Here is a 16,635-nt window from a genome sequence, read left to right on the forward strand (position 1 = left end):
CGGACTTCAGGCCAGGGCGATTACTAGGTCGAGGACGCGAGCTGGGTCGTTAAGGTCGTCACCGAGGATCTCGCGGATCCGGTCCATGCGGTAGCGCACGGTCTGGGTGTGCAGGACGAGCTGACGGGCTACGTGCTCACGGCGACCTTGATGGAGCAGCCAGGCGCGCAACGTTTCCTCGTACCGCGCGCGGGTGTCGGCTCGCAGGTGGTCGAATGGCGCCAATGCCGCTGCCCGCTGGCGCTCCCGGGTCTGAGGGTCGGCGTGAATTACCAACTCTGCCAGTGTTTTTTCGGTGTCGATCGGCCAAGACTCCGGTTGGCAGCATTTCCGTGCGCGGGCTGCGAGTGCTGCGGAGTACTTGACGTCGAGCCACGGTTGCTCGGGCCCGACGGCCGCCTGGACATCGGTCAGGCGCCGGATCAGGGCTGGCCGGGGTGTTGCGGTGGTGACCGGAACCAGCAGTGTGGTCAGGCCCGACCGTTCCAGGCCGGGCAGCAGGTCCTCGTTGGACCGCAACGTCCGATCGTCGAGCAACGGAATCACATGGTGGGTATCGGCGCGCGCGAGGACGATCGCGACCATGGTGGCTGGGGTCTGCCAGCGGGCCAGTCGGGCGGTTTCCATGATTTCCTCGCTGCCGGCACCGAGCAGCAGTTGTTCGGCCAGCTGTTCCCGCTGACGCTGCAGGCGCCGGCTGGCGGTGGCCAGCTCGTCGGCGTGGCCGCTGACACAGGCGTCGGCCAGATCGTCGAGGTACTCGAAGTGCAGCTCGGCGAACCGCACGATGTCCGCGGTGTTCATGTCGTGGTCCTGAGCGACGGTGCTCCAGTGTCGCCAGGCGATGCGTGCTCCGAGCCGAAACGCCGCATTAAGTGGGTCGATGGAACGTCCGATGCGCGCCTCGTAGCGTCCCAGGTTGAAGGCGGCCTGTTGCACCGCCCCGATATCCACGGTTTGCCGGTCCGGCCCAGACCCGCAGGCAGCCCCGAGGAAGCCGGCCAGCATGGTGTCGATGGCCGCCTGAGCGACTTTGCCCAATTCGCTTTGGAGCGCATCAGCGAAAATCGGTAGCTGCCTGGTCACCGCCTCGACGATGTCTGCGGTGGTCGTGGGGAGCCTACGGAAGAGAGCCTCGGCGGTACTGGCCGGCACCAAAGGCGAGGCGTGTGCAGCGCTGTTCATACCGCCAGTATGAATCGCCGCCGAGGATTTACTCCTCGTGGTCAAGAAATGGCGCTTTCGGTGCAGAGACAATGGGGTAGCCGGCGAACAATCATGACCGGCCCGCAACAAACCTCCAACCACCCAACCCTTTCCAGGAGTGACGATGTCGTTCTCAGTGCAGCTCAGCGATGACGTGATCGCGGTGCGCGACTGGGTGCACCAGTTCGCCGCCGAGGTTGTCCGCCCCGCCGCTGCCGAATGGGATGAGCGCGAGGAGACACCCTGGCCGGTCATCCAGCAGGCCGCCAAGATCGGTTTGTACTCACCCGAACTGTTCGCCACGCAGGCCGCCGAACCCAGCGGGATCGGCATGCTCACGGTGTTCGAGGAGCTCTTCTGGGGCGACGCCGGCATTGCCCTGTCGATTCTGGGCACCGGCCTGGCGGCAGCAGCGCTGGCCGGCAACGGCACTCCCGAACAGCTGGGCCACTGGCTGCCCGAAATGTTCGGCACCGCCGACGACCCCAAGCTCGGGGCGTTCTGCTCGTCCGAACCGGACGCCGGCTCCGATGTCGGCGCGATCCGGACCCGCGCCCGCTATGACCAAGCAACCCGTGAATGGGTGCTCAACGGCACCAAGACCTGGGCCACCAACGGTGGTATCGCCAACGTGCACATCGTGGTCGCCTCGGTGTACCCCGAGCTCGGCTCACGCGGGCAGGCCACGTTCATCATCCCGCCCAACACCCCGGGACTCGCCCAGGGCCAGAAGTTCAAGAAGCACGGCATTCGGGCGTCGCACACCGCCGAGATCGTGCTGGACAACGTCCGGCTGCCCGAGGACCTCATCCTCGGCGGCCGGGAGAAGTTCGAGGACCGCGTCGCCCGGGTCAAATCCGGCGCATCCGCCGGCGGGCAGGCCGCCATGAAGACCTTCGAGCGCACCCGTCCGACGGTTGGGGCGATGGCAGTCGGGGTGGCCCGCGCCGCGTATGAGTACGCCCTGGAATATGCCTGCCAGCGCGAGCAATTCGGACGCAAAATCGCCGAATTTCAGGCTATCGCCTTCAAACTGGCCGACATGAAGAGCCGTATCGACGCGGCCCGGCTCCTGGTCTGGCGGGCCGGTTGGATGGCACGCAACAACCAGCCCTTCGACAACGCCGAGGGGTCGATGGCCAAGCTGGTAGCCAGCGAGACCGCGGTCTACGTCACCGACGAGGCGATCCAGATCCTCGGCGGCAACGGATACACCCGCGACTACCCGGTGGAGCGCATGCACCGTGACGCCAAGATTTTCACCATCTTCGAAGGCACCAGCGAGATCCAACGGCTCGTCATCGCACGGGCATTGACGGGCCTGACCCTGCGCTGACCGGTATCGGCCGCCGCGCCCGCGGCTAGCGCAGGCTGGCCGGTACCTGGAACCGCTTGCCGTAGCGGGCGGCGAGCTCGTCGGCGCGCGCCAAGAAGGCGGCCTTGCCGCCGCCGGGGTAGCCGGTGATGAACTGGCGCACCCCGCCGGTCCACGCCGGGTAGCCGATGGCGAAGATTGATCCGACGTTGGCGTCGGCGTCGCAGCCCAGCACGCCGTCGTCGAACACCCGCTGGGTTTCGATGGCCTGAATGAACAGCATCCGGTCGATCAGATCCTGAAACGGAACGCCGGGTTCGGTGCTGGTGCCGAAGGTTTCGCGCAGTTGCGACCAAAGCCCGGCGCGTTTGCCGTCGGCGTAGTCGTAGAAGCCGGCCCCGCCGGCTTTCCCGGTGCGTTTGTGCTGGTAGACCATGGTCTCGAGCACCCGCACGCCCGCGGCCTCGGCGTCGCTGAGCTGCTTGCCTTCCCGCGCGTAGGCCGCCACCGTTTCCTGTTGAACCTTTTGCAGCGTGGTGAAGTTCAGCTCGTCGGACAGCTGTAGCGGCGCGGCGGGGTAGCCGGCCTGCAGCCCGGCCTGCTCGATGGTGGCCGGGTCGATTCCTTCGGCCAGCATCACCCATGCCTCGGACAGGAAGGTGGCGAATACCCGCGAGGTGAAGAAACCCCGGCTGTCGTGGACCACGATGGGGTACTTCTTGATCGCCAACGTGTAGTCGATCACCCGGGCGACCGCCTCATCGGAGGTCTTCTCTCCGCGGATGATCTCGATCGGTGCCATCTTGTCCACCGGGGAAAAGAAGTGGATGCCGATGAAATCCTCCTGACGCTTGACCCCGGTGGCCAGCAGGCTGATCGGCAGGGTGGAGGTGTTGCTGCCGAGCAGCGCATCCGGGGTGACGACGTCCTCGATCTCGGCGAACACCTGATGCTTGAGGTCGGGGTTTTCGAAGACGGCCTCGATCACGAAATCTACGCCGGCGAAGTCGGCCGCGTCGGCGGTCGGCGTGATCCGGTTCAGCAGCGCCTGCGACTTCTCTGCGGTGGTGCGGCCCTTGGCCAGTGCCTTGGCCTCTAGTCCCTCGGAGTAGTCCTTGCCCTTTTGGGCTGCCTCGAGGGTGACGTCCTTGAGCACCACGTCGATGCCGGCTTTGGCGGTGATGTAGGCGATTCCAGCGCCCATCATCCCGGCGCCGAGGATGCCGACCTTGCCGATCGTGCGTGTGGCGATGCCGTCGGGACGCGATCCGCCGCCCTGCACCCGCTGCAGGTCGAAAAAGAACGCCTGGATCATGTTTTTCGCGATCGGCCCAGTGACCAGGCGGGCAAGGTAGCGCGACTCGATCATTTGGGCGGTGTCGAAGTCCACCTGCGCGCCCTCGACCCCGGTGGCCAAGATGGCTCGAGGCGCGGGCATGTTCTGGCCGTTGAGTTGCTTGCGCAAGTTGGCCGGGAAGGCCGGCAGGTTGGCGGCGAACGCCGGTGTCGCCGGGGTGCCGCCGGGGATCTGGTAGCCGTCGACATCCCAGGGCTGGGTGTGGTTGTCGGGGTTGGCTTTAATCCAGGCCTTCGCCCTCGGCACCAATTCCTCGACGCTGCCGACGACGTCGTCGATAAGGCCGGCCTGTTGGGCTTTGGTGGGTGTGAACCGGGTGCCCGGCAGCAACACTTGCATCAGGGCGTTCTGGATGCCGAGCATCCGCACCGTGCGGACCACGCCGCCGGCGCCGGGCAGCACCCCGAGCATCACCTCGGGGAGCCCGATCGCGTTGCCCGGCACATCGGCGGCGATGCGGTGATGACAGGCCAGCGCCAGTTCGAGGCCGCCGCCGAGCGCGGCGCCGTTGATTGCGGCCACGACCGGTTTGCCCAGGGTTTCCAGGCGGCGCAGCTGGGCCTTGATCTCGGTGGCCTCGTCGATGACGGTTTGCGCGTCATCGGGGCCCAGGTCCATCAGTAGTTCGAGGTTCATCCCGGCGAAGAAGGTCTTCTTCGCCGAGGTGAGCACCACACCGCTGATGCGGTCTTTCTCGGCCTCGAGCCGATCCAGGGTGGCCGCCATCGACGATTTGTACAGCTCGGTGATGGTGTTGGCGCCCGCATCCGGGTCGTCCATGGTCAGCACGACGATGCCGGCCTCGTCGCGGTCCCAGCGGATCATGGTGTCGGTCATATGGTTCGGTTTCCTTACACTCGTTCGATGATGGTGGCCACGCCCATCCCGCCGGCCACACACAGGGTGATCAGCCCGTAGCGGCCGCCGCGGCGTTCGAGTTCGTCGAGCACGGTGCCGATCAGCATTGCGCCGGTGGCGCCCAGGGGGTGTCCCATCGCAATCGCGCCGCCGTTGACGTTGTACTTCTCGTCGGGAATGCCGAAATGCTGCTGAATTTTGACGGCGACGGCCGCGAACGCCTCGTTCATCTCGAACACGTCGATGTCATCGATGCTCAGATCCGCGATCGCGAGCGCCCTGTCGACCGCGGGGATCGGGCCGTGGAACATCAGCACCGGATCGGCGCCGCTGGTCGCCGCCGACACGATCCGTGCCCGCGGCGCCAAACCCGACGCTTGGCCGGCGTCTTCGGAGCCGACCAGCACCAGCGCGGCGCCATCGACGATGCCGGAGCTGTTCCCGCCGGTGTGGACATGATCGATGGTTTCGATCCAGGGATAGCGTTGCGTGGCCACCGCGTCGAACCCACCGAACTCGCCGATCCCGGCGAACGCCGGCGGCAACTTGGCCAGGTCCGCGACGCCCGTTCCGGGGCGCATGTGCTCGTCGTGGTCGAGGATGGTCAGCCCGTTGATGTCTTTGACGGGCACCACCGATTTCGTGAAGTATCCGCCGGACCACGCTGCCGCGGCGCGGTCTTGGGAGCGCACGGCGTAGGCGTCGACGTCGTCGCGGGTGTAGCCCTCGATGGTGGCCAGCAGGTCGCACGCCACACCCTGGGGGATGAAGGAGTTGTCGTAGGCGGTCGACGGGTCCATCGCCATCGCCCCGCCGTCACTGCCCATCGCCACCCGCGACATCGATTCCACGCCGCCGGCGATGATCAGTTCGTCGAAGCCCGACCGCACCCCCTTGGCGGCAACATTCACCGCGTCCAACCCGGATCCGCAGAACCTGTTGAGCTGCACACCACCCACCGTGTCGGGCAGGCCCGCGAGATTGACCGCGGTGCGCGCGATATCCATGCCTTGATCACCCACCGGAGTCACACAGCCCAGCACGACATCGGAGATCCGGTCTTCATCCAAGTTGGGGAAGCGTTGCCGCAGCTCGTGAATCAGCCCGACGACCAGATCGATCGGTTTGACCCCGTGCAGGGCTCCGGTCTTCTTTCCCTTGCCGCGCGGCGTGCGGATGGCGTCATAGATGTATGCCTGGATCATTGCAGAGCGGTGTCCTTCCGGTTGATGTCAACGATGGGCAGCCGCAGCGCGCCGGGTGCCGATGCGGGAACGGTGGGGTGCCGGGGCGTCACCGGGGCGATCCGCCGGTAGCCCGTGCCCAGCGGCGGCCGCGGGTCGGGTTCGCCTTTGTTGGGCCACAACGCCATGGCGCGCTCGGCTTGGGCGGTGATGGTCAGCGACGGGTTGACCCCGAGATTGGCTGAGATCGTCGACCCGTCAACGACATGCAGCCCGGGATAGCCGTACAGCCGCTGGTAGGGGTCGACCACACCGGTGGCCGGTGTCTCGCCGATCACGCAGCCGCCGATGTAGTGCGCGGTGGCCGGGATGTTGACGAGTTCGGTGTACAGCGCGCGGGGCTCCCCGTCGACCTTGGCGGCGTAACGGCGGGCGACGTCGTGGGCGATCGGGATCCACTCCGGGTTGGGGTCCCCGATGCCCTGTTTGGTGGTCATCCGGTACCCGAACGGGCCGCGTCGGCGAAACGAGGTCAGGGAATTGTCCAGCGACTGCATGACCAGCAAGATGACGCTGCGCTGCGCGGCCCGGCGCAGGTCGAACAGCCGCAGAAAGCGCCACGGATGCGCCAGCGCCATCAGCACAAACCGCAGCAGCCGCCACGGGCCGCCGTCGACCAGGAACGTCGATCCCGCCACCAGGGCGTTGTGTCCGTTGCCGTATTTGCACACCTCGATGTGCGTGGCCGGTTCGGGATGGATCGACGACGTGATCGCCACCCCTTGGGACAGGTCATCGCGGGTGCGGCTGACGATCCCGATACCCGCTTCGGAATTCGTGCGGGACAGCTCCCCAAGTCGTGGGGAGACGTCGGGCAGCATCCCGGTGTCTTTCATCGCGTGCAGCAGTTGTTGGGTGCCGCGCGCGGCGGCCGAGAACACCACCTGATGCGCGGTGAAGGTGCGACGCCCTTGTCGGATCCAGCGGCCACTGCGCGCCGTCTGTACCGTGTAGCCGCCGTCCGCCATGGGACGTACCGCGGTCACCGTCGTCAGCGGATACACCTGCGCGCCGGCTTTCTCGGCCAAATACAGGTAGTTGGTGGGCAGGGTGTTCTTGGCGTTGTGTGGGCACCCGGAAAAACAACTTGCGCAGTGGATGCACCCGGCGCGGTCCGGACCGGCGCCGCCGAAGTACGGATCCGGAACCGTCTTGCCGGGCTCGCCGAAGAACACCCCGACGTCGGTGCGGTGAAAGGTGTCCGCGACACCGATCTCGTCGGCGACCTGCCGCAGTGCGTGGTCGGCGGGACCGAGTATGGGGGTGGTGGCCACCCCGAGCATCCTTTTGGCCTGGTCGTAATACGGTGCCAGCTCGGCACGCCAGTCGGTGATATGCGCCCACGCGGGATCGTCGTAGGACTCCTCGAGCGGCTCGTAGAGGGTATTGCCGTAGATCAGCGACCCACCGCCCACCCCGGACACGGTCAGCAACACCGCCTTGCCCAACACGGTGAACCGTTGCATGCCGGTCAGCCCCAGCTTCGGGGCCCACAGGTACTTGCGCAGATTCCAGTCGCTGCGCGGGAAATCCTTCGGTTCCCAGCGGCGGCCCGCCTCGAGAACCGCGACCCGGTAACCCTTCTCGGTCAACCGCAGCGCCGACACGCTGCCGCCGAAACCCGAACCGATCACGACGACGTCGTAGTCAAACGACATCACAGCACTCCCAACGCCGCGCCGCTTCACAGCGAGCGGCTGATGATTTCCTTCATGATTTCGCTGGTGCCGCCGTAGATCTTGTTCACTCGGGCGGCCGCATAGGCGCGGGCGATGGGGTACTCCATCATGTAGCCGTAGCCGCCGAAGAACTGCACACATCGGTCCACCACCTCGACCGCCTTGTCGGCGGCGACCAGTTTCGCCATCGACGCGGTCGCGGGGTCATTGCTGCCGTCGATATACCGTTGGATGCAGTAGTCGACCGTGGCCTTGATCGACAGCACCTCGGCTTTGAGTTCGGCGAGTTCGAACTTGTTGTGCTGGAACTTGATCAGCGGGCGTCCGAATGCCTCGCGCTCCTTGGTGTAGGCGATGGCCTCCAGCAGCGCGCCCTCGGCCATCCCGGCGCACAGCGCGGCGATGATGAGTCGTTCGCGGGCCAGTTGCTCCATCAGCTGGTAGAAACCCAGCCCTTCGGACTCGCCGAGCAGGTTGGCGACCGGTACCCGCATATCGGAGAAGAACAACTCGCGGGTGTCCTGCCCGTGCTGGCCCACTTTTTCCAATACCCGGCCCCGCTCGAAACCCTCAAGCGCGTCGTTGGTCTCGGCCACGATCAGTGACACCCCCGCCGCGCCCTGCGCGGGATCGGTTTTGGCGACGATCACCAGCAGATCGCAATGGGTGCCGTTGGAGATGAACGTCTTGGAGCCGTTGATGACGTAGTGGTCGCCGTCGCGGCGGGCGGTGGTCTTGACCGCCTGCAGATCCGATCCGGTGCCCGGTTCGGTCATCGCGATCGCCAGCACCTTCTCACCGCTGATGATGCCCGGCATCCAGCGCTGTTTCTGCTCGGCGTTGCCGTAGGTGTTGAGGTAGTGCGCGACGATGGGGGAGTGCACGATCCAGCCCGATGCCGTGTCGTGCGCGAGCGCAAGCTCCTCGGCGACGATCGCCGAGGAGCCGAAGTCGCCGTCGGTGCCGCCGTATTCTTCGGGCAGGTCCAGGCCCAGCAGCCCGGCGTCGCCGAGCTTGGTCCAAAATTCGCGGTCCACCATGTGCTGGGCCGCCCAGCGCTCCTGGTGGGGGGTGGCCTCTTTGCGCAAGAATTCCGCCGCGTGCCGACGCAGCTCGCGATGCGCATCGGTTTCCCAGGATGCGCGGTAGTCGGGGAACAGTTCGGACATGTCTACCTCACTCGGGTCAGGGGGATATCGGCCTGTGCGGCGATGGCCTCCAATTCGGCGGTGGTCGTCTCGGCGAAGGCGGCGCACATTGCCTCGTGGGTGCCATCGACGCCGAACGCCTGCAGCGTGCGTGCAAAGAAATGTGGTTCGATGGCGCCGAGCGCGACGTAGCCGTCGGCGGCTGGGTAGATGCCGTAACCCGGGAAGGCCCCGCCCAGGATGGCGCCGTCACCCATCAGGCCGTGACGCACCGCATCGCCGGCACGGGCCGCGGCCTCCTCAAGGACGACGCGGTGGGGACGTCCTTGGCCGGTCGCCGCGCGCATCAGCAGCGCAGCGATCGCGGTCGAGGCGGCGCGTTCGGCGCCGAGCATGTCGGCGATCGGTACCTTCGGCATGTGCGGCGGCGACAGCGTCCCGTGCACCGCTTGATAGTTCAGGTCATGACCCGGCACCTCGGCGAGATCCCCGTCGTGCCCGACGATCTCGATCAGCGACAACTGGGGGAACATCCGCTGCGGCTGGCAAAGCCCCAGCCGGGTCAGCGCCGAGGGCCGCATCGAGGTGATCAACAGATCCGCCTCGCCGAGCAGCTCCTCAAGCTTGGCCCGATCACCGGGTTGTTTGAGATCCAGGGCGACCACGCGTTGACCGGCAATCAGGCGGCGGTACCAGTCCGGAGCCGCGGCGGCCAGCGGATCCCCGGCCGGCGGCTCCACCTTGACCACCGATGCCCCCAACTCCGCGAGCCGGGCCGCGGCCAGCGGGCCGGGCAGGTTCACCGCCAGCGATACGACGCTGACAGCCTCCAGCGGTTGCATGGTGCGCACCTCCAATCCGCGATGACAATACAACTGTATTGGTATAGATGCAATCGTAACGTTGGCTACACTGGACCGAACGTTCCAGGGAGGCGAGATGGTGAACCCACGCGCGACCAACGAGGACCTGACCGCCAAGGCGCGCATCCGCAACGCCGCGCTGGACCTGTATGCGCAGTACGGCGAAGACCGGATCTCGTTGCGCGCCGTCGCCGCCGAGGCCGGCGTCACCCTGGGCCTGGTGCAACACCACTTCAAGACCAAGGCCGGACTGCGCCAGGCCGTCGACCAACTCGTCGTCGATTACTTCGCGCACGCGATCGCCGAGATCCCTCCCAAGGGCACCCCAAACCAGATCGGCGCGGCGCGCGACGAGGCGGTCCGCGCGATGCTTGCCGACAATCCGCCGGTGGTGAACTACGTGCGGCGCGCCCTGCTCGAACCCTCTGAAGACCGCATGCACCTGCTCGACGTGCTGGTCGAGCTGACCCAGCGCGAAGTCACCGCGCTGCGCAAATCCGGTCTCGCGTCAACCAAGCGCCGCGAGTCCATCCAGGTCGTCGCCGTGCTGGTCCGCCAGATGGGCGAGTTGTTGCTGGCGCCGATGGTCGATGCGGTCTGGGAGCGTGTCGCGCGGCCCGGCGACGGCGACAAGCCGCGGCTGCGGGTCACCGTCGCCGACTGATCGCCGCGTCATCGGACGTCGGCACTGTTACGACGTCGAACGGGATCTGCGGGGGATCGAACACACCGCCCGCCTGGCGAGCAGCGGCATCGATGGCATCGGTATCCCAGCGACCGCGCGCCGGGTGGATGCCGCTTCGTGCCGTCTCCCTCGACCCTTGTTCCGATACGCTCATGCTGTGTACAATACGGTTGTATTGGATCTCTCGTCCACCGCCGAAGCGAGGAATGTCGAATGGACATCGCGTCCGACCGCCCACGCACGTTGTGCGAGGCGTTCCAGGCCGTCGCCGCGGCGCGGCCTGACGCCGTCGCACTGCGCAATCTTGGTGATACGACGAGCATTACGTGGCGGGAATACGCGCGGCGGGTTCGCGCGATCGCCGCCGGTTTGGCGGGCCTCGGAATCGGCTCCGGTGACACCGTCGCGCTGATGTTGACCAACCGCTCGGAGTTTCACCTGTGCGACACCGCGGTGTTGCATGCGGGTGCGACGCCGTTTTCGATGTACAACACCAACCCGCCCGAGGTGCTCTCCTACCTGTTCGACAACGCCGAGAACCGGGTGGTGATCAGCGAACGACAGTTCCTGCCCACGGTTTTCGAGGCGATGCAGCTTGGCGGCAAGGTCGAGCACGTGGTGTGCGTCGACGGCAGCCCCGCCGGCACGATCGGCCTGGACCAGCTCGAGAACGCACCGGCCGAAGACTTCGACTTCGACGCGTCCTGGCGCGGCGTGGCACCCGACGACGTGCTCACCATCGTCTACACCTCGGGTACCACCGGACCGCCCAAAGGGGTCGAGCTCACCCACACCAACTTCATCGAAAACGCGAGAATCACCGAGGAGATGGGCGGCATCGGATTCGATGACCGCGGCTTGTCCTACCTGCCGGACGCGCACGGGGCCAACCGCTGGTTCACCCACTACCAGAACCTGCTCTACGGACTGCAGATCACCACCGTCGGCGACATCAAACAGGTCCTCGACGCGTTGACCCGGGCCCGGCCCACCCTGTTCGTCGGTGTCCCGCGGGTGTGGATCAAGGCCAAGGCGGCGTTGGAAGCCGCGGTCGCGGCCGAACCCGTGGCCAAGCGGGCGCTGGCCAACTGGGCGCTTGCCGTTGGGCGGGCCCGAGCGCGGGCGGCATCGGCGGGCCGGGGGTTCGGTCCCCTCGATCGGCTGCAGTACGCGCTGGCCGATCGGCTGGTGCTCGCCGGGATCCGTGCCCGGCTCGGACTGGACCAGCTGCGGATCGGGGTCACCGGTGCGGCGCCCATCCCACCGGACGTGCACGAATTCATCCTCGGTCTGGGTCTGCAGGTCTGTGAGGGCTACGGCATGACCGAATGCACCGCTGGCGCCACGGTCAACCGCCCGGATCGGATCAAAATCGGGACCGTCGGTGTCCCGCTGCCCGGCGTCGACGTCCGGATCGCACCCGACGGCGAGGTGCTGGTGCGCGGCGGCAACGTCATGCGCGGCTACCGCAACGATCCCGACAAGACCGCCGAGGCCGTCGATGCCGGCGGCTGGCTGCATACCGGCGACATCGGCGAGTTCGACGCCGACGGCTACTTGAAGATCGTCGACCGCAAGAAAGAACTCATCATCAACGCGGCCGGAAAGAACATGTCGCCGACCAACATCGAGAACGCGATCGCCGCCGACACCCCACTGGCCGGACCGGTGGTGGTGATCGGCGACGCCCGCCCGTACAACACCGCGCTGATCACCCTCGACCGCGACGCGGCGGCCCAGCGCTTCGGTGACCGGCCGAACAGCGAGCTGGCCACCGATCCGGCCGTGCACGCCGCCATCGAGGCCGGGATTAAGGCCGCCAACGCCAAGCTTTCCCGCGTCGAGCAGATCAAGAAATTCACCATCCTGCCCGACATTTGGGAGCCGGGCAGCGTGCATCTGACGCCGACCAGCAAGCTCAAACGCAAGCCGATCGCGGACAGCTACGCCCAGGCGATCGAGGCCATGTATCGACCGGCAGCCCGGTAGAACAAAAGCGGAAGTTGAAGGACCCAGGATGAAGATCGAAGGAAAGGTCGCCGCCATCACCGGCGGTGCGCGCGGTATCGGACTGGCCACGGCCAAAGCTTTTCTGGCTGCGGGGGCGAAGGTCGCCGTCGGCGACCTGGATGTCGAGTTGGCCGAGAAAGCAGCAGCGGAGCTGGGTTCCGAGCGGTGCATTGGGTTACCGCTCGATGTGGCCGATCACGGCTCGTTCGCCGACTTTCTGTCCGCGGTCCAGGATCGGCACGATCGGATGGACATCCTGGTAAACAACGCGGGCATCATGCCGACCGGGCTGTTTCTCGATGAGTCGCCGGCGATGACCGACCGGATCATCGCTATCAACGTTCGCGGTGTGGTCACGGGCTCCCGGCTCGCGGCTCAGCGATTCTGCGCCCAGGGCGGCGGGCACATCGTCAACGTCGCCTCACTTGCCGGTATCACCGGGGAACCGGGACTGGCCACCTACTGTGGGTCGAAGCACTTCGTTGTCGGGTTCACCGAATCGCTGCACCGCGAACTCGATCCGCACGGCATCGGTGTGAGCATGGTGCTGCCCGGTGTGATCAACACCGAACTCTCAAGGGGCACCCAGGTTCCGGCCTGGGCGAAATCCATTGCCACCGCCGAGCCGGAGGACGTCGCGGCGGCCATCGTCGCGGCGGTCGCCGACGAGAAAGTGCGGGTCACCGTGCCGAAAGCGCTCGGTGCGCTGCTGAAAACGATGTCCGTGCTGCCGGCCAGGGCCCGGTTCGCGGTGGCGCACGCGGCGCGGTTCGACCAGCTGGCCAGCGGCGCCGACCCGGAAGCGCGGGCCCGCTACCACCGCCGCATCGCAGAGCAGCAACAGTGAATGATCTACCGCACGGAAGGAGCTGGCAGGTGACCGAATGGAATCGCATCGACAAAGGCGCCGGCCGGCCACTGGTGCTACTGCACGGCGGCGGCTCTTCGGCCAACAGCTGGCTGCCGGTCATCGACCAGCTGGCGCAGCAGCGCAGGGTGATCGCGTTCGACTTCCCCGGGTTCGGCGACACCCCGGCGGTCCGCGATATGGCGTTCACGATGGATTGGGCGATGCAACAGCTTGCCGAGCAGCTGAACCTGCTCGGCATCGACACCCCAGTTGATATTGCCGGGAACTCGATGGGCGGATGGATGGCGCTGGAGGCGGCCAAGCGGGGAATGGCCCGCTCGGTGGTCGCGATCGGCCCTGCCGGACTGTGGGCCAAGGGCATGCCGCCGCTCACCCGCATCGCGTTCGCTGCCGGCATCGCCGGCTCGAGGGTGGCGGGCACCCGCGCCCGCGCCATTTTCGACAGCCCAGCTGTGCGGGCCGCGACGCTGTTCGCGCCGGTCAAGCACCCCCGTCGCCTCACCTCCGCCGAGGCGATCGGGCAGATGGTGGCCGCATCCAGCCTCGACGACATCATCCTCACCTCGGCGTTGACCGGCCTGCCCGCCAGCATGCTCAAACCCTCCATCGACCGTGTCGGTATCGACCTGGGCGCTCTGCAACGCGACGAGGCCGATGTCAGCGCGGTGCTCGCGCAGGCCGGCGTCACCAGCGTCTGGCGTGAGCTCTACAGCGCCGGACACTCGACCAGCGGCGTCAGCGACGTCCCCTTCGTCGCCGACCTTGTCGAACGAACCACTAAGCAATACTTCGCACTTGAGTCAGGAAGCGGAGACCCGACGCCATGAACGAAACCGCAGACGGCGCGTTCCACGCGGACGTGATGGCTCAGATCCGGGACAAGGGCGCGGTCGATGGCTGGCTTTCCCAGTTCGACATGTTGATCCTGCACACGCTGGGCGCCAAGTCCGGTCAGCCGCGGCAGAACCCGATGGCCTACCAGAAGTCCGAGGACGGTCGCGAGATCTTTGTGTTCGCCTCTAACAACGGTGCCGACCGCAGCTCGGCGTGGTATTACAACGCCCTGGCCCACCCAGATCAGGTTCAGGTGGAGATCGGTGACGACCGGTTCCCGGTTGCGGTGCGCGAAGTGATTGGCGCAGAGCGTGTTCGGATTTACCGCAAGCAGGCCGACACGTTCGAGAACTTCGCGGAATACGAACGCAAGACGACGCGGGTAATCCCGGTGTTGGGTCTGACACGCATCCACCGGTGACGTCGGTCGCGAAGGCAGGTGTCGCCTGTTCGGGGCAGTCATGATTTTGGGCATACAGCGGGACATTCGTATCGATCGAGAGCACGGCCGCCTCACATCTCGTTGGCGAGCTCGCGCCACAATTCTCCGGGCACACGAAACGGACCGAGTCGACCAGGGGCGGGCGGCTGCCAGGTGTCGGACGCCGCGTCGCGCCTCGGATAAATCCGCACCATGTGCTCGAGCCCGCGACGAACAACCTCGGCCAGGGTAATTTCGTGCTCCTGCGCGATCCGCTTGGCGTCGCGATAAAGCGCATCCGGGAGCTGAACTCGCGTTCGAATCACACATCGAATTTACATCTGTATCTAAACGGGGGACTACATCAAAGCGCCTCGTCCAGCATGGATCGCGGCGGGTGGGTATGAGACGATCACAGCCAGAATCCTGCCCGCTCCGGCCGAAATCGTGAGGGCTGTGAACATGAATTTTGACTATGACGTCCTCGTGATCGGGTCGGGATTCGGCGGCAGCGTCGCCGCCCTGCGGCTGACCGAGAAGGGCTACCGGGTCGGCGTGCTGGACATGGGACGACGCTGGACGCCCACCGACTTCCCGCCCAACAACTGGCATGTCCGCAAGGCCATGTGGGCGCCGAAACTGGGCTGCTTTGGCCCGCAACGCCTGACCGTGCTGGGCAAGACGTTTATCGCCAGCGCGGTCGGGGTCGGCGGCGGCTCACTCATCTACGGCAACACGCTGTACCAGCCGTTGGAGCGGTTCTACACCGACCCGCAGTGGGCGCACATCACCGACTGGAAAGCCGAACTCGAGCCCTACTACGACCAGGCGCGCCGGATGCTGGGCGTGACACCCACCCCGCACACCACCCCGGCCGACGAGGTGCTGCGGGCGGTGGCCCGCGACCTGGGTGTCGAGGACACCTACCATCCCACCAACGTCGGGGTGTTCTTCGGCGACGAGCCCGGCAAGACCGTCGACGACCCGTACTTCGGTGGCGCCGGGCCGGACCGGGCCGGCTGCATCGGCTGCGCGCAATGCTTCACCGGTTGCCCGCACAACGCGAAGAACACCACCGAGACCAACTACCTGTATCTCGCCGAACACGCGGGCGCGCAGATCCATCCGTTGACCATGGTCACCGACGTGCGGCCGCTGGACGACGGCTACGCCGTCGCCACCGTCCGCACCGGCCGGTGGCTGCGCAAGCACAAGCGGGAATTCACCGCGCGCCAGGTGGTGTTCGCCGCGGCGTCGCTGGGCACCCAGCGCCTGCTGCACAAGCTGCGCGACACCGGGTCGCTGCCGCGGCTGTCGGCCCGGCTCGGCGAACTGACCCGCACCAATTCCGAAGAGGTCCCGGTCGTGTTCGCACCCGACCGCGACGACTTCGCCCAAGGGATCGCGATCACCTCATCGATCCACCCCGAGGTCAACACCCACGTCGAGGTGTGCCGCTACGGCAAGGGATCCAACCTGTTGTCGATGATGGGCACCCACCTGATCGACGGCGGGCCGTGGCGCTTCGCCCGGCTGGTGCTGTCCATCCTGCGCCGCCCCGGGCTGCTCGTGCGCGGCCTGTTCCCGCGGCACGCGTCGGAGCATTCGATCATCGTGCTGGTCATGCAATCCCTCGACAATTCGCTGACCACCTACCGCAAGCGCGGCCTGTTCGGCACTCGGATGACCGCCAAACAAGGGGTGGGGGAACCGAACCCGGACTGGATTCCGATGGCCCACGAGGTCGCGCGGCGGATGGCCGAGAAGGTCGACGGGTTCGCCGGCGGCACCTATCTCGACGCGCTCAACATCCCGTTGACCGCGCACTTCATCGGTGGCTGCCCGATCGGCGATTCCCCGCAGACCGGGGTCATCGACCCCTACCAGCGGCTCTACGGACACCCCGGGCTGCACGTCGCCGACGGCTCGGCAATCACCGCCAACCTGGGCGTCAACCCGTCATTCACCATTACCGCGCAGGCCGAACGGGCCATGGCGTTTTGGCCCAACAACGGCGAGCCCGATCCCCGCCCGCCGCTCGGGGCGCCGTACCAACGCATCCTGCCCGTGCAGCCCACGCATCCAACGGTGCCGGAGGCCGCCCCCGGTGCGCTGCGCCTCCCACTGACGCCGGCCTGAGAGCA

15 protein-coding genes are annotated in these 16,635 nt (G+C 66.6%); 7 read left to right on the forward strand and 8 right to left on the reverse strand.

The genetic code is table 11. The features are described from left to right. Positions 1-6: 6 nt before the first annotated feature. The gene (locus ACAG26_RS09070; RefSeq protein WP_370481414.1) at positions 7-1,293 is read right to left on the reverse strand and encodes a PucR family transcriptional regulator; all 1,287 of its coding nucleotides are present in this window, start codon (positions 1,291-1,293) and stop codon (positions 7-9) included. A gap of 37 nt (positions 1,294-1,330) precedes the next feature. On the opposite strand from ACAG26_RS09070, the gene ACAG26_RS09075 reads away from it, so the two are divergent. Further along, complete coding sequence (locus tag ACAG26_RS09075; protein ID WP_370481417.1) at positions 1,331-2,542, forward strand: acyl-CoA dehydrogenase family protein; 1,212 nt, start codon at positions 1,331-1,333, stop codon at positions 2,540-2,542. Positions 2,543-2,567: 25 nt separating this feature from the next. Here the strand turns inward: ACAG26_RS09075 and ACAG26_RS09080 are convergent, their stop codons facing one another. From ACAG26_RS09080 to ACAG26_RS09100, 5 genes are read right to left on the reverse strand one after another with little or no spacing between them, the layout of a single operon-like run. Beyond that, entirely contained in the window at positions 2,568-4,715 is a 2,148-nt protein-coding gene (locus ACAG26_RS09080; RefSeq protein ID WP_370481420.1) for a 3-hydroxyacyl-CoA dehydrogenase NAD-binding domain-containing protein, read from the reverse strand. Positions 4,716-4,729: 14 nt separating this feature from the next. Next, positions 4,730-5,941 carry an acetyl-CoA C-acetyltransferase gene (locus ACAG26_RS09085; RefSeq protein WP_370481421.1) on the reverse strand — a complete coding sequence of 404 codons (1,212 nt, stop codon included), beginning with the start codon at positions 5,939-5,941 and terminating at the stop codon, positions 4,730-4,732. Then, positions 5,938-7,638, reverse strand: coding sequence for a GMC oxidoreductase (locus ACAG26_RS09090; protein WP_370481422.1), 1,701 nt, complete (start codon positions 7,636-7,638; stop codon positions 5,938-5,940). The genes ACAG26_RS09085 and ACAG26_RS09090 overlap by 4 nt, the downstream gene beginning before the upstream one ends. Positions 7,639-7,664: 26 nt before the next feature. Continuing rightward, positions 7,665-8,828, reverse strand: a complete 1,164-nt coding sequence (locus tag ACAG26_RS09095; RefSeq protein ID WP_370481424.1) for an acyl-CoA dehydrogenase family protein — start codon at positions 8,826-8,828, stop codon at positions 7,665-7,667. A gap of 2 nt (positions 8,829-8,830) precedes the next feature. Continuing rightward, positions 8,831-9,649, reverse strand: a complete 819-nt coding sequence (locus ACAG26_RS09100) for a CoA transferase (protein ID WP_370481426.1) — start codon at positions 9,647-9,649, stop codon at positions 8,831-8,833. 97 nt (positions 9,650-9,746) lie between these two features. On the opposite strand from ACAG26_RS09100, the gene ACAG26_RS09105 reads away from it, so the two are divergent. After that, a complete protein-coding gene (locus tag ACAG26_RS09105) occupies positions 9,747-10,334 on the forward strand; it encodes a TetR/AcrR family transcriptional regulator (RefSeq protein ID WP_370481428.1) in 588 nt (195 codons plus the stop codon). Here ACAG26_RS09105 and ACAG26_RS09110 read toward each other — a convergent pair. Beyond that, complete coding sequence (locus ACAG26_RS09110) at positions 10,318-10,509, reverse strand: hypothetical protein (protein ID WP_370481430.1); 192 nt, start codon at positions 10,507-10,509, stop codon at positions 10,318-10,320. The two genes, ACAG26_RS09105 and ACAG26_RS09110, sit on opposite strands and share 17 nt — an antisense overlap. A 59-nt stretch (positions 10,510-10,568) precedes the next feature. On the opposite strand from ACAG26_RS09110, the gene ACAG26_RS09115 reads away from it, so the two are divergent. Genes ACAG26_RS09115 through ACAG26_RS09130 form a run of 4 tightly spaced genes read left to right on the forward strand, consistent with a single transcriptional unit; the run spans position 10,569 to position 14,491 of the window. Then, entirely contained in the window at positions 10,569-12,344 is a 1,776-nt protein-coding gene (locus ACAG26_RS09115) for a long-chain fatty acid--CoA ligase (protein WP_370481432.1), read from the forward strand. Between the two features lie 28 nt (positions 12,345-12,372). Next, complete coding sequence (locus ACAG26_RS09120) at positions 12,373-13,212, forward strand: SDR family oxidoreductase (protein ID WP_370481434.1); 840 nt, start codon at positions 12,373-12,375, stop codon at positions 13,210-13,212. Between the two features lie 29 nt (positions 13,213-13,241). Beyond that, positions 13,242-14,063 (forward strand): alpha/beta fold hydrolase, encoded by an 822-nt coding sequence (locus ACAG26_RS09125; RefSeq protein WP_370481436.1) that lies wholly within the window; start codon positions 13,242-13,244, stop codon positions 14,061-14,063. Continuing rightward, positions 14,060-14,491, forward strand: a complete 432-nt coding sequence (locus tag ACAG26_RS09130) for a nitroreductase/quinone reductase family protein (RefSeq protein ID WP_370481437.1) — start codon at positions 14,060-14,062, stop codon at positions 14,489-14,491. Before ACAG26_RS09125 ends, ACAG26_RS09130 begins: the two co-directional genes overlap by 4 nt. A 92-nt stretch (positions 14,492-14,583) precedes the next feature. Here ACAG26_RS09130 and ACAG26_RS09135 read toward each other — a convergent pair whose 3' ends face one another. Continuing rightward, positions 14,584-14,817, reverse strand: coding sequence for an antitoxin (locus tag ACAG26_RS09135; RefSeq protein WP_370481440.1), 234 nt, complete (start codon positions 14,815-14,817; stop codon positions 14,584-14,586). A 136-nt stretch (positions 14,818-14,953) separates the two neighbouring features. Between ACAG26_RS09135 and ACAG26_RS09140 the strand changes: the two genes are divergently transcribed. Next, positions 14,954-16,630, forward strand: a complete 1,677-nt coding sequence (locus ACAG26_RS09140; RefSeq protein WP_370481441.1) for a GMC oxidoreductase — start codon at positions 14,954-14,956, stop codon at positions 16,628-16,630. Positions 16,631-16,635 lie beyond the last annotated feature (5 nt).

Source organism: Mycobacterium sp. pUA109 (assembly GCF_041287095.1).
Lineage (GTDB): Bacteria > Actinomycetota > Actinomycetes > Mycobacteriales > Mycobacteriaceae > Mycobacterium.